Annotated in this window: 13 protein-coding genes; 10 read left to right on the top strand and 3 right to left on the bottom strand. The window is 73.4% G+C overall.

What is annotated here, in order from left to right; genetic code table 11:
* Nucleotides 1-152 precede the first annotated feature (152 nt).
* The 9 genes from HCK04_RS08960 to tsaD all read left to right on the top strand — a co-directional run bounded on the left by HCK04_RS08960 (nucleotide 153) and on the right by tsaD (nucleotide 8470).
* A complete protein-coding gene (locus tag HCK04_RS08960; RefSeq protein ID WP_142646699.1) occupies nucleotides 153-1658 on the top strand; it encodes an NAD(P)H-hydrate dehydratase in 1506 nt (501 codons plus the stop codon).
* A 54-nt stretch (nucleotides 1659-1712) separates the two neighbouring features.
* Nucleotides 1713-2858 carry an alanine racemase gene (gene alr, locus HCK04_RS08955; RefSeq protein ID WP_142646698.1) on the top strand — a complete coding sequence of 382 codons (1146 nt, stop codon included), beginning with the start codon at nucleotides 1713-1715 and terminating at the stop codon, nucleotides 2856-2858.
* Between the two features lie 24 nt (nucleotides 2859-2882).
* Nucleotides 2883-3935, top strand: coding sequence for an alpha/beta hydrolase (locus tag HCK04_RS08950; RefSeq protein WP_142646697.1), 1053 nt, complete (start codon nucleotides 2883-2885; stop codon nucleotides 3933-3935).
* The gene (tsaE, locus tag HCK04_RS08945; protein WP_142646696.1) at nucleotides 3932-4393 is read left to right on the top strand and encodes a tRNA (adenosine(37)-N6)-threonylcarbamoyltransferase complex ATPase subunit type 1 TsaE; all 462 of its coding nucleotides are present in this window, start codon (nucleotides 3932-3934) and stop codon (nucleotides 4391-4393) included. The genes HCK04_RS08950 and tsaE overlap by 4 nt, the downstream gene beginning before the upstream one ends.
* Nucleotides 4394-4790: 397 nt before the next feature.
* The gene (locus HCK04_RS08940) at nucleotides 4791-5441 is read left to right on the top strand and encodes a hypothetical protein (RefSeq protein WP_142646695.1); all 651 of its coding nucleotides are present in this window, start codon (nucleotides 4791-4793) and stop codon (nucleotides 5439-5441) included.
* A 2-nt stretch (nucleotides 5442-5443) separates the two neighbouring features.
* Nucleotides 5444-5998 (top strand): class F sortase, encoded by a 555-nt coding sequence (locus tag HCK04_RS08935; RefSeq protein WP_142646694.1) that lies wholly within the window; start codon nucleotides 5444-5446, stop codon nucleotides 5996-5998.
* Nucleotides 5999-6119: 121 nt separating this feature from the next.
* Nucleotides 6120-6842, top strand: a complete 723-nt coding sequence (gene tsaB, locus HCK04_RS08930; RefSeq protein WP_142646693.1) for a tRNA (adenosine(37)-N6)-threonylcarbamoyltransferase complex dimerization subunit type 1 TsaB — start codon at nucleotides 6120-6122, stop codon at nucleotides 6840-6842.
* A gap of 19 nt (nucleotides 6843-6861) precedes the next feature.
* Nucleotides 6862-7350: a ribosomal protein S18-alanine N-acetyltransferase gene (gene rimI / locus HCK04_RS08925; RefSeq protein ID WP_261985829.1), complete on the top strand. Its 489-nt coding sequence runs from the start codon at nucleotides 6862-6864 to the stop codon at nucleotides 7348-7350.
* Nucleotides 7351-7432: 82 nt separating this feature from the next.
* The gene (tsaD, locus tag HCK04_RS08920) at nucleotides 7433-8470 is read left to right on the top strand and encodes a tRNA (adenosine(37)-N6)-threonylcarbamoyltransferase complex transferase subunit TsaD (RefSeq protein WP_142646692.1); all 1038 of its coding nucleotides are present in this window, start codon (nucleotides 7433-7435) and stop codon (nucleotides 8468-8470) included.
* Between the two features lie 212 nt (nucleotides 8471-8682).
* Here the strand turns inward: tsaD and HCK04_RS08915 are convergent, their stop codons facing one another.
* The 3 genes from HCK04_RS08915 to HCK04_RS08905 form a co-directional block, all read right to left on the bottom strand.
* Nucleotides 8683-9621 carry a hypothetical protein gene (locus HCK04_RS08915; RefSeq protein WP_142646691.1) on the bottom strand — a complete coding sequence of 313 codons (939 nt, stop codon included), beginning with the start codon at nucleotides 9619-9621 and terminating at the stop codon, nucleotides 8683-8685.
* A gap of 155 nt (nucleotides 9622-9776) precedes the next feature.
* A complete protein-coding gene (locus HCK04_RS08910) occupies nucleotides 9777-11000 on the bottom strand; it encodes a class I SAM-dependent methyltransferase (RefSeq protein WP_142646690.1) in 1224 nt (407 codons plus the stop codon).
* A 227-nt stretch (nucleotides 11001-11227) separates the two neighbouring features.
* On the bottom strand, nucleotides 11228-11794 hold the full coding sequence (locus HCK04_RS08905) for a MarR family transcriptional regulator (RefSeq protein ID WP_142646689.1): 567 nt from the start codon (nucleotides 11792-11794) through the stop codon (nucleotides 11228-11230).
* A gap of 139 nt (nucleotides 11795-11933) precedes the next feature.
* Here HCK04_RS08905 and HCK04_RS08900 point away from each other — a divergent pair, with 139 nt between their 5' ends.
* A complete protein-coding gene (locus HCK04_RS08900) occupies nucleotides 11934-12776 on the top strand; it encodes an NAD-dependent epimerase/dehydratase family protein (protein ID WP_142646688.1) in 843 nt (280 codons plus the stop codon).
* Nucleotides 12777-12915: the final 139 nt, after the last annotated feature.

The following is a 12915-nucleotide window of genomic DNA, read 5'->3' as shown; positions in this document are numbered from 1 at the left end:
GCGTGGCGGCGTCCTGCCGCCTGAGGCACGCCCGGCCACGCCGGGAGGACCCACGCCGGGAGGACCGCTGCCCGCGCCGTGCCGGCGTCCTCCCGCCGACGCCGTACGCCGGGTGATCGCCATCGCGGACCCGGCAGGCTACCGTCGGACGCATGCGGACCGCCTACACCTCCGACCAGATCCGCTCCGCCGAGCGCGCGCTGATGGCGAGGCTCCCCGAGGGAACGCTGATGGGCAGGGCCGCCGCCGGGCTCGCCGCCGTCTGCGCACACTTGCTCGCCGGCTCCTGCGGCCGGGTGTACGGCTCCCGCGTGGCGCTGCTGATCGGCAGCGGCGACAACGGCGGGGACGCCCTGTACGCCGGGGCCAGGCTGGCCCGCCGGGGAGCACGGGTGGAGGCGGTCCTCGCCGGCTCGCGCACCCACGAGGGCGGCCTGGCCGCGTTGCGGCAGGCGGGCGGCCGGGCGCACCCCTACGACGCCGAGCGGGCCCGTGAGCTGCTGGCCCGCGCCGACCTCGTGATGGACGGCCTCGTCGGCATCGGAGGCAGCGGGGCGCTGCGGGAGCCGTACGCCACGCTCGCGGAGCTGACCGGCCGGACCGACGGCCTGGTCGTCGCGGTCGACGTGCCGAGCGGGGTGGACGCGAGCAGCGGGCGGGTCGAGGGACCGGCGGTGCGCGCGCACCTCACGGTCACGTTCGGCGCGTACAAGGCCGGTCTGCTGATCGATCCCGGCGCCGCCCACGCGGGCGCGGTCGAGCTGGTGGACATCGGCCTCGGGCCCTACCTGCCGGATCCCGAGGTGACCGCGCTGACCAGCGACGACGTGGCCGACCTGCTGCCGCGCCCGGGCGCGGAGAGCGACAAATACCGGCGCGGCGTCGTCGGGGTCGCCGCAGGCAGCGACAGGTACACCGGGGCCGCCGTGCTCTCGGTCGGCGGCGCTGTGCGCGCCGGAGCGGGGATGGTCCGCTTCGCGAGCTCGGCCGAGCCGGTGCGGCTGGTGAGGACCCGCTGGCCGGAGGCCGTCACGACCGTGCTCGACCCGTCGCTGGTGCTGAGGAGCTCGCTCGACGAGGTCGGGCGGGTGCAGGCGTGGGTGCTCGGCCCCGGGCTGGGCACGGGCCCGGAGGCGCACGCGGTGGCCCGCGCGGTGCTGTCCACCGGGGTGCCCGTGCTGGTGGACGCCGACGGGCTGACGCTGGTCGCCAAGGACCGCTCGCTGCTGCGCCGGGCCGCCCCGACCGTGCTCACGCCGCACGCGGGAGAGCTGTCGCGGCTGCTCGGCGTGCCGCGCGAGGACATCGAGGCCGAGCGGCTCGAACACGTGCGCAGGGCCGCCACCGAGCTGGGGGCGACGGTGCTGCTCAAGGGCTCGACCACGCTCGTCGCCGAGGAGCACAGACCGGTGCGGGTCAACACCACCGGGACGCCCTGGCTCGCGACGGGCGGCACCGGCGACGTCCTGTCGGGCATCGCGGGCGCCCTGCTGGCCGCCGGGCTGACGGGCTACGACGCGGCCTCGTGCGCGGCGTACGTCCACGGGCTGGCGGCGCGGGTCGCCTCGGGCGGCGGCGTCGCGGCGGGGCCCGGGCAGGCGCCGATCGCCGCGCTCGACGTCGCCGAGGCGCTGCCCGAGGCCCTGCGCACGCTCTGACGTGCGGTGTCAGGGTGGGCGCATTCACCCGGGTCCACCTGACACACTGGAAAAATGAGCTTCTCAACGGTGCACTCCGCCACCCCGGCCGAGGCGCGCGTCGACCTGTCCGCCATCGCGCACAACGTGCGGCTGCTCGCGGAGTCGGCCGCCGGCGCCGAGATGATGGCCGTCGTCAAGGCCGACGCGTACGGTCACGGCGCGGCTCCGGTGGCCAAGGCGTGCCTGGAGGCGGGCGCGAGCCGGCTCGGCACGGCGCTCGTCCGCGAGGCGCTGGCGCTGCGCGAGGCGGGGATCACCGCGCCGATCCTGTCGTGGCTCATCACCCCCGGCGAGCCGCTGGACGCCGCGCTGCTCGCGGACGTCGAGCTGTCGGCCGGGGCGACATGGGTCGTGGACGAGATCGTCGAGGCCGCCCGGCGCACCGGGCGCACCGCCCGGGTGCACCTGAAGGCCGACACCGGCAACTCCCGCGGCGGCGCGACACCGGCGGACTGGTCGTCGCTGGTCGAGCACGCGCTCGCCGCGCGGGCGAGCGGGGCCATCGAGATCGCCGGGCTGTGGTCGCACTTCGCCTGCGCGGACATCCCCGGCCATCCCTCGATCGAGGACCAGCTCGCGACGTTCGAGGAGGCGCTCGCCGTCGCCGACAAGGCGGGGGTGCCGAGCGACGCGATCCGTCACTTCGCCAACTCGGCGGCGACAGTCACACTGCCGCAGGCCAGGTATGACATGGTCCGTACGGGCATCGCCGTCTATGGCCTGAGCCCGATCCCCGAGCTCGGCGACTTCGGGCTGCGCCCGGCCATGACGCTGACGGCCAGGCTCGCGCAGGTGAAGCGGGCCGCCCCGGGCGCGGGCGTGTCGTACGGGCACCTGTACGTCACGGAGCGTGAGACCACGCTTGGCCTCGTTCCTCTCGGGTATGCGGACGGCATCCTGAGAAACGGGACCAACCGGGCGGAGGTGCTGGCAGCGGGCCGGCGGCGGCGTATCGCCGGGCGGGTGTGCATGGACCAGTTCGTCATCGACCTGGGTGACGATCCTGCGGAATCGGGGGACGAGGTGATCCTTTTCGGTCCCGGGGACAATGGTGAGCCAACTTGTCAGGAATGGGCGGATTCCCTGGGCACGATTACCCATGAGATCGTGACGAGGATCGGATCCCGCGTGCCTCGTGTCCATACGGACGGACGCTGAGCCGCGGCTGCGAGGAGGGCAGGCATGAGCACACGTCGCAAGGTCGGGATCGCCGGAGCGGTCTTCGGTGCGGCGTCCGCGGGAGTGGCGGCGGCCACGCTCGCCAAAAGGTACGCCGTGGGCCGCATCCGCCTGCGGCCGGACCTGGAGGCGAGTGAGCCCTTCGGCGAGCTGCACGGACGTTCGGTGACGCTCGAGACCTCGGACGGCGTGCAGATCCATGCCGAGATCGACGGTGTGGAGGACGCGCCGCTGACCGTGGTGCTGTGCCACGGCTACTGCCTGTCGTCGGACTCCTGGCACTACCAGCGGCGCGATCTGCGCGACTTCTACCGGCTCGTGCTGTGGGACCAGCGCTGCCACGGCCACTCCGCGCGCGCGATGGCAAGCGACTGCACGATCGAGCGCCTCGGCGAGGATCTCGCGCTGGTGCTGGAGGAGCTCGTCCCGGGGCCGTGCGTGGTGGTGGGCCACTCCATGGGCGGCATGACGGTCATGGCGCTGGCGGAGCGGCGGCCCGAGCTGTTCGGCGACAAGATCCGCGGCGTCTCGCTGGTGGCGACCTCGGCGGGCAAGCTCGCCGAGATCACCCTGGGCCTGCCCGCCCTGGTCTCCAAGCTCGTCAACCTCGCGGTGCCGTCGGCCGTCTCGATCATGCGCAGGAGCGGCGCGCTGGTCGACCGGGGCCGTGAGGCCGGCACCGACCTGTCCTTCCTGGCGCTGCGCCACCTCGGGTTCGGCGATTCCAAGAACGTCAGCCCCACCGTCGTGGACTTCGTCGAGTCCATGATCAGGGCGACCCCCTCCGAGGTGATCGCCGACTTCTATCCGGCGCTGATGACGCACGACAAGCTCACCTCGCTCGACGTGCTCAACAAGGTGCCGACCGCGATCATCGTGGGCGACCGCGACTGGCTGACGCCGCTCGACCACAGCAAGGCGATCGCGGCGGCCGTGCCGACCGCGCAGCTCACCATCGTGCCGGAGACCTCGCACCTCGTTCAGCTCGAACGGCCCGACGCCGTGAACGAGGCGCTCCGCGAGCTGCTGAAGCGAGCCGAGAGGGGGAACACGTGACCACGGCCGAGTTCCGGGCCACGACCGCCGATGAGACGCGTGAGCTGGGCGCGCGGCTGGCCGGGCTGCTCGCCCCCGGAGACCTGGTCGTGCTGAGCGGCCCGCTGGGCGCGGGGAAGACCACACTGGTGCAGGGCCTCGCGGAGGGCCTGAAGGTGCGCGGGCCGATCACGTCCCCCACGTTCGTGATCGCCCGGGTCCACCCGTCCCTGTCCGACGGGCCCGCGCTCGTGCACGTGGACGCCTACCGGCTGGGCGGCACGCTGGAGGTGGACGACCTCGACCTCGACGCGTCGCTTGAGGAGTCGGTGACCGTGGTCGAGTGGGGCGAGGGCCTGGTCGAGGGCCTGTCCGAGGACCGCCTGGACGTCCAGATCGAGCGGGGCGCCGAGGACGAGGAGCGCCGCGTACGGGTGACCGGCGTGGGCCCGCGCTGGTCGGAGCTCTCCCTGGCCTGAGCATCCGCCGCCTGAGCACCTGCCGCCCTGATCACCGCGCCGTGTGATCTCACCACGCCCGACCATCCCACCGCCTGATCACCGCGTCACCGGATCACCCTGTCGCTTTGATCACACCGTCCCCTGATCGCGCCGCCTGACCGCCCTGGTTCCTCACCGCCTGAGCACCCGCCGCCCTGGGCCGGATAGCCGTATAAAGGCCGCAACTCGGACTCTGACGTGCGACAAGGACCTGCGGGGACAAGCCGGACGTCGTCCGTACGGGTTCCAGACCGGTCGGCCGCACAGTCCTTGACGCCTGTCCGCGTACCTGAGGATCATCGGGGCAAGGAAGATCCCCGGTCATGAGTCGGCAAGGATTTTCTGGGTAAGGGACCGGCGTGGAAGAGGTGTGCCGTTGAGCAGGATCACGCAGGTCGCCGTCGGGGGAGCCTTACTGTTCGCCGCGCTGGGCTGCACCGCGTCGGCCGAGACGGTCTCCACCGACCCCGCGGCGGCGCAGACCCCGGCCCAGTCGACGCCGCTCGTCTCCGTCCCCCGGCAGGACGTGCGGGTGGAGCTCGATCCGAAGCGGATCGTCGGCGGGTCGACCAAGAGCATCCACATCACCGCCAGGTGCCCGCTGCCCCAGGGCGGCACGGCATATCGGGCGACCGCCCGCTCCGACGCCTTCACCGGTCTCGTCACGCTCGTCGCCCCGGCGTCGTCGGAGGCCACTCCGTCCGCCGCCGTGCCGATGGTGCGCGGCAGCGCGACCATCAGGGCCGGAGCCAAGCCGGGCGGCTACCGCGTGCAGGTGCGCTGCGAGGCCACCAACGACATCGGCAGCGCGTCGTTCCGGATCGTCGCGCCGGAGCCGGACCACACCCAGGACCACACCCAGGATCACACGAGGATTCCCACCCGGGCGCCGCACGCGGGCGGCGGCGGCACGGCGGCCGGGGGCCCCAAAGACGAGTCCGGCCTGCCGATGGGCGTGACCGTCGTCGTGCTGCTGGCCGCGCTCGGCGTCGGCATCGGCGTGGTCCGCAGGCGCTCCGGGGCCTGACCTTGGCGCTGTCCACCCGGGGGGTGATCATCGCCGGGGTGGTCACCGGTCTCGCGTTCGCCGCCGTCGCGGGCGGCAGAGGGATGACGGACCAGCCCGCCGCCAGATCCTCCGTCGTACCCAAGCGGATCGACATCCCGGCGCTGCACCTCAAGGCACCCCTGATGAAACTCGGCCTGACCGGCGACGGCGACGTCGAGCTGCCGCCGTTCGACAAGCCGTCCACCGCGGGCTGGTACACGGGAAGCGCCGTGCCGGGTGACCCCGGCGCCTCCGTGATCATCGGTCACGTGGACACCAAGACCGCGCCCGCCGTCTTCTACCGGCTGCGCGACCTGCGCCGGGGAGAAGTCGTGAAGGTGGTGCGCAGCGATGGCAAGACCGCCTCCTATCGGGTCGACTCGGTGGAGCGCGTGCCGAAGGACGACTTCCCCGCCGAGCGCGTCTACACCGAAGACGGCCTGCGCCTGATCACCTGCGGCGGCACATTCGACTGGTCGCGGCACGAATACCGCGACAACGTCATCGTCTACGCCTCGCTGATCCGCGACGCCTGAAGCCCGCCTGAGCCACCCGACGCCCCGGCGCCCGGTCCGTACGGCCGGCGGCGGCCGTACGGGCCGGGACCGGTCCCCGGCGTGGCGGTCCGCCTCCGCACAGCGACTACGCTTGACCTTCGTGCTTGTTCTGGCCTTCGACACCGCCACTCCCGCCGTCACCGCAGCGCTGTACGACGGCGAGCGCGTGGTGGCGGAGTCGACGACGATCGACGCGCGGCGGCACGGGGAGCTCCTCGCACCCGCCGTCGAGCACGTCCTGCGCGAGTCCGGCGCGACGCTCAAGGACGTGACCGCCATCGTCGCCGGGACCGGCCCCGGGCCGTACACCGGCCTGCGGGTCGGCCTGATGACCGCGACGGCGCTGGCCATGACCGCCGGGGTGCCGGCGTTCGGGATGTGCACGCTCGACGCCCTCGCGTACGCCGCGCGGGAGAGCGGTCCGTTCCTCGTCGCGACCGACGCGCGCCGCAAGGAGGTCTTCTGGGCCCGGTACGGCGACTCGCGCACGCGGCTCGACGGGCCGCGCGTGGACCGGCCGCACGACCTGCCCGGGGAACTGCCCGTGATCGGCGCGGGCGGCGCCATGTACGCCGACGTGATCGGCCCCGACCGGGTGCGCGGCCCCGAACACCCCTCGGCGGGCGCGCTCGCGGCCCTGGCGGCCGAGCACCTCGCGACGCTGAGCGAGGAGGCGGCGGCGGAGCTCGCCCGGGTGCCCGAGGGCCGCGTGGACTCGGTCGAGAAGGCGCGGGAGCTGGCCGTGCTCGGCCCGCCCCGGCCCATCTACCTGAGGCGTCCCGACGCGCAGGTGCCCGGGGCGCCGAAGCGGGTGACGGCGTGACCCGCCCCGGAGGCACGTCGTGAGGCAGACCGAAATCGTGCTGCGCCGGATGACCCACGACGATCTGCCCGCCGTGATGGACATCGAACGGACCACGTTCCCCGCGGACGCCTGGAGCGAGGCCATGATGCGCGGCGAGCTCGCCGACCAGCCGCGCACCCGGCACTACGTCGTCGCCGAGCTGGGCGACCGCGTCGTGGGATACGCCGGTCTGGCGGCGGCGGGCGACCAGGCCGACGTCCAGACGATCGCGGTCCTCGCCGATCACCGGCGGGCCGGCGTCGGGACCGCGCTGATGAACGAGCTGCTCACCGAGGCCGCCCGGCGCGGCGCGGTCTCGGTGTTCCTGGAGGTCCGCGCCGACAACCCGCCCGCGCAGGCGATGTACGAGCGGTTCGGTTTCCGGCGGCTGGGCCTGCGACGGCGCTACTACGAAGACGGCACCGACGCGATCACCATGGTGAAGGACCTCGGGCCACGACACGGAGATCCGGGGGATGAGGCATGAGGCGGCGAACATGTGAAGATCGTGCGATTCCCCGCGGCCTCCGGCGCGACGAGACCCCGGGCCGTACAGGTGAGGAGGCGGCATGAGCAGGCATGACGAGCCGATCGTCCTGGGGATCGAGACGTCCTGCGACGAGACGGGCGTCGGCATCGTCCGCGGCCACACGCTGCTGGCCAACACCGTCGCCTCCAGCATGGACGAGCACGCCCGTTTCGGCGGCGTCGTGCCCGAGGTGGCCTCGCGGGCCCACCTGGAGGCCATGACGCCCACGGTCGAAGGCGCGCTGACCGCCGCCGGGCTGCGCTTCTCCGACATCGACGCCGTCGCCGTCACCGCGGGCCCCGGGCTCGCGGGCGCGCTGCTCGTCGGTGTGGCCGCCGCCAAGGCGTACGCGCTGGGGCTCGGCGTCCCGCTCTACGGGGTCAACCACCTCGCCGCGCACGTCGCCGTGGACCAGCTGGAGCACGGCCCGCTGCCCAAGCCTTCGGTCGCGCTGCTGGTCTCGGGAGGGCACTCCTCGCTGCTCCTGGTGCCCGACGTGGCCCAGGACGTGATCTCGCTCGGGTCGACCGTGGACGACGCGGCCGGGGAGGCGTTCGACAAGGTGGCCCGGGTGCTCGGGCTGCCGTTCCCCGGCGGACCGCACATCGACCGGGCCGCCCGCGAGGGCTCGGGCGCGGCGGTGGCGTTCCCGCGCGGCAAGTACGACGACGGCACCCTCGACTTCTCCTTCTCCGGCCTGAAGACGGCCGTGGCCCGGTGGGTCGAGGCCCGCGAGGCGGCGGGCGAGACGGTGCCCGTGGCCGACGTCGCCGCGTCGTTCCAGGAGGCGGTCGTGGACGTGCTCACCCGCAAGGCGCTGCAGGCGTGCGCCCGCTACGACGTGAAGGACCTGCTGATCGGGGGCGGCGTGGCCGCCAACTCCCGGCTGCGTGCCATGGCCCAGGAGCGCTGCGACGCGGCCGGAGTGCGCCTGCGGGTGCCACGGCCCGGCCTGTGCACCGACAACGGCGCGATGGTGGCGGCGCTCGGCGCGAACCTTGTGGCGGCGGGCGTCCGGCCCTCCACCCTGGACATCCCGGCGGACTCCTCGCTCCCGATCACCGTCGTCAACGTCTGACCGCCGCCCTCGCCTCCGCCGTCTGTACGGTCACAGGGCCGGTGGGAGCGATCCTCGGCAGGCGTGGCCGGTCGCCGATCGGGTGTGCTCGTGGGCGGTCATGACCGCAGGCGGGCCTAGGTTCGGCCTGGCCGAGGGGCGGTGGTCGGTTCAGCGTGGCCGTGGGCGGTGGTCGGTTCAGCGTGGCCGTGGGCGGTTCTCGGTCGGCGGGTTCAGTCGGTGTGGCCGCGGGCGGGGCGGAGGAGGACCTCGGCGAGCGCCAGCATGGTCTCCTCCAGCGCGGCGAGCCGCCGGGCGACGTCGCCCCGTGCCGGTTCCATCGCGCGGGTGACCGCGTCCGAGACGGTCTCGGCGATCTGTTCGCGGTCGGGCCTGCTGCGCACCGCGTCCGCGAGGGGCACGACGGCTCCCGCGGCCAGGGTGAGGTCGGCGTTCATGCCCGCGATGGTGGTGCTCATCTCGTCCACGCCGGCGGCGACGTCCCCGACGCCCGCGCCCAGCGCGGTCACCCTGGCGTCCATGCCCTCGACGGCGTGACCGAGACCGGCCACGGTGCCGCGCAGCTCCCCGATGCCGAGATCGGCGGGCAGGTTGCCGACGCGTTCACCGACCGCCTCGACTCCGCTCTCCACCGCGTCGATCCGGCCGCCGACCGAGTCGAGCCGTTCGACCACGACGGCTTCGAGCCGTTCGGTGCGCTCGGTGAGCGCGGCGAGGGTCTTGTCGATCCGGGTGAACCGCCCGGCGGCGGCCTCCATGCTGCCCTGGAACTTGCCGAGCCGCTGCGAGACGTCCGCCATCCGCTCGGCGAGGCTCTGGGTCCGGCCGCCGACCTCGTCCACGTGGTCGCGGAGCAGTTCCATGTGCTGCGCCAGCCCCTCCGCCCACGCGGGCGGCCGGACCGTCATGTCGTCAAGCCGCTGGGTGATCGCCTCAAGCGCGACGCCGAGACCGCCCAGCTCACGCTCGCGCACCTCGCGCAGGAGCCACTCCATGCCTTCCAGCCGCTGGCGGATCTCGTCGAGCACGGCGCCCTGCGTCCTCTGCTCGTAGACGTGGTCCTGGGCCGCCCGGGCGAGCAGCTCACGCATCCGGTCGGAGATGGCGGTCTGGCTGCCCGCCTGGAGGAGGTTGTGGCTGGAATGCTCCACCGAGAATGCTCCTTCACTCGCCGAAACGTCGGTTCGGCCCGTCTCGCGCAGATGAACGAACAGGCGGCACGCCCGACCGCCAACTTTAGGCCCTGACCCGCGGCCATCAGGCGTGGAATGAGAAAGGCGGTAATTGCCGGTGAATTGTCGCGGTATTACCCGTCCGTGCTGGTAGCGGGCTCGCAGAGCAGGGCGAACGGCCTTTCTTCGATGCGGGTTAGCACGATCACGCAGGAATTGTCGCCGGAAAGCCGAAGATCCTTGCGCAGCCGTTCGACATCGACGGCGGACCCGCGCTTCTTGATGGTGACCACGCCGACGCGCCGCTCGCGCAGCGCCGCTCTCAGCCGCTTGAGCGAGAACGGCATGACGTCGGTCACCTCGTAGCAGGGCGCCCATTCCGTCCGTACGAGCCGGTCGCTCGTGATGTAGGCGATCCGGGGATCGAGCAGACGGCCTGACACGAGGGCCGCGACCTCGGCGACCAGGTGGGCCCGCACCGCGGCGCCGTCGGGCTCGTAGAGATAGCGGCCCACCGGCCCGGTCTCCGCCTCGGCGCCGGACGCCGTGAGCGTGGCCCCGGACGGCAGCAGGGTGGCGCGGCGCCCGCCCGGCCCCATGCCGGTCCAGATCGCCGCCTCCTTCACCTCGCCGCGGTAGGACACCCACTCGGCCTCGGCGCCCTCCGGGATGAACTCGTACGGGATGCCGGGGGCCACCTTCAGACAGGCCGCCGGGGCGCGGGCCACCAGGTCGAGCACGACCGGCCACGTGGGGGAGTAGGCCATCGGGTCGAAGGTCCGTCCCCTGGCCCCCCTTCTGGCGGGATCGGCGAACAGCAGGTCGTATCCGCCGGGGTCGGCCAGCGCGGCGTCGCCCGTGCGGACGTCGACCAGGGCGGACAGGCCGAGCGCCGCCGCGTTGGCCCGGGCGATCTCCACGGTCAGCGGATCGAGGTCCACGGCGTGCACCGGGCAGCCCGCCCTCGCCAGCGCGAGCAGGTCGCCGCCGATCCCGGAGCAGACGTCCAGCACGGAGGGGCCGCCCTCCGGCCCTCCGCCGGCCCGGATGTCGCCGGCCCGGATTCCGGAGGCCCGGATCCTGGCAGCGCGGTGTGCGGCGACCTCGGGACGGGTGGCCTGCTCCAGCCCGTGAGGGGTGAAGTACATGACGGCGGCGTCGGGGCCGAACTTCGCCTCGGCCCGCCGCCGCAGCGACGCCTGGGTGAGCGCCGCCGCCGTCAGGTCGGCCGGGTGGCTCCGGCGCATCGCGCTCGCGGCGGCCACGGGATCGGCGCCGTCGGCGAGTATCTTCACGGCCTCGTCGAGGGCCCCGCGCCCGGCGGGTGTGAGCAGCGTGCGGAAGGCGTCCAGGTCCACGCTCGCGACGCTACCGTTTGCCGGACCCGCACGTCGGCCGGAGGCTCCGCCCTGTGGACAACCCGGAGCCGACGACGGCTCCGGGGCCGGTCGGCGGGAGCCGGTGTCGCCGAGCCGCGCACGTCGGCGGAGGCTTCGTCGTGTGGACGATCGCGGCGGCGGCTTCGTCGTGTGGACGATCGCGGCGGCGGCGACCGCGGAGGCGGTGACCGCAGGCTCGGGGCCGGTCAGCGGGAGCCGGTGTCGCCGAGCGAGGCGAGCAGCTTGCAGAGCAGCCCCGACAGCCGCTCCCGATCCTCGCCGGTGAGGCCGGACAGCATCCGCTCCTCGTTGGCCACGTGACCCTCCAGCAGGGTGTCGACCACCGTACGGCCCTCGCCGGTGAGGGTGATCAGGACCATGCGGCGGTTGGACGGCGCGACCTCGCGATGCACCAGGCCCCGGGCGACGAGGCGGTCCACCCGGTTGGTGAGCGCGGCGGAGCTGACCATGGCGGCCGTGGCGAGATCGCTCATGCAGAGCCGGTGATCGGGGTTGGCACGGCGGAGCGTCGCGAGCACGTCGAACTCCCATGGTTCGATGTCGTGCCCGGCGAAATACTCCTTGATGCCCTTCTCCAGCAGGCGGGACGCGCGGGAGATCCGCCCGGCCACTCCCATCGCCGAGCAGTCGACGTCAGGGCGCACCCGGGCCCACTGGCCGAGGATCTGGTCGACGGCGTCGTTGTGGGGAGCGGGGTCGCCGGCGGCGAGGGTGTCGTTCCCGGGGGTCTCGTTCGTGAGGGTGTCGTTCATAGCGCGCGCGGTCTGGGTTCTCCTCGCCGCTCCTCCTCCACCACCCATGGTAACGGACATTTCGACGTTGAAATATCGATGGGATCTACGCTACCTTTGGCATCGAACAGTCAAACATCAAAATGTTAGAGGTGGAAAAATGAAGGTCCTGGTGCTGGGCGCGACCGGCTACATCGGTTCGGTGCTGACGGAGCGGCTCGCCGAGCGCGGCCACGAGGCGGTCGCGCTCGTACGGCCGAAGGCCCGCGACACCGCCGTTCCTGGCGAGGTGCGCCATGGCGACCTGTACGAACCCGAGACCCTCAAGAGCGCGGTGACGCCGGACATCGACGTCGTCGTGCACTCCGCCAACCCCACCGGTGACGAGCAGGTGGACGTCGCGGCGATCGAGGCGCTGGCCGGAGGGGGCGCGCGGCTCGTCTACATCAGCGGCGTCTGGGTGCTCGGTGCCACCACCGAGGCGGCGGGCGAGGACGCGCCGGTGAACCCCATCACCCCCTCCCGCTATCGCCCGCGGGTGGAACGGCTCGTGCTCGACGCGGGCGGCGTCGTCGTGAGGCCCGGCATCGTGTACGGCCGGGGCGTCGGCATCCCCACCCTGCTCACCGCCCCCGGGCAGGAGGACGGCCGCTATGTCCACGCGGGCGGCCCGGCGCCCACCTGGGCGACCGTGCACGTCGACGACCTGGCGGACCTGCTCGTGCTCGCGATCGAGAAGGCGGCGCCGGGGAGCCTTTTCCACGCCGTCGCCGAGGAGGCGGTGAGCGTCGCCGACGTGGCGGCGGCCGCGGGCCGTACGGGGAAGGCCGTGCCGTGGCCGATCGACGAGGCGGGTGAGGTGCTCGGGCGTCCCTTCGCCGAGGGGCTGGCCCTGAGCCAGGTGGTGAGCGGCGACCTGGCCAGGAAGGTCCTCGGCTGGAGGCCGAGCCGCCCCGGCCTCCTGGACGACGTCCGCTCCGGGTCGTACGCCTCGCGCGCCTGACCGTCCCCGTGCCCCGCGACGTGGCCCCGCCGCCTGTCGCCGCGACTCCCCGCGCCCTGTCCCCGCGTCCCGCGCCCTGTCCCCGCGCCCCGCGCCCTGTCCCCGCGACCTGGCCCGCCGCCTGTCGCCGCGACTCCCC

The organism is Microbispora sp. CL1-1, assembly GCF_012034195.1.
Taxonomy (GTDB): domain Bacteria; phylum Actinomycetota; class Actinomycetes; order Streptosporangiales; family Streptosporangiaceae; genus Microbispora.
Note: the sequence above shows the minus strand (reverse complement) of the source record. Positions and strands in the feature narration are given on the sequence as shown.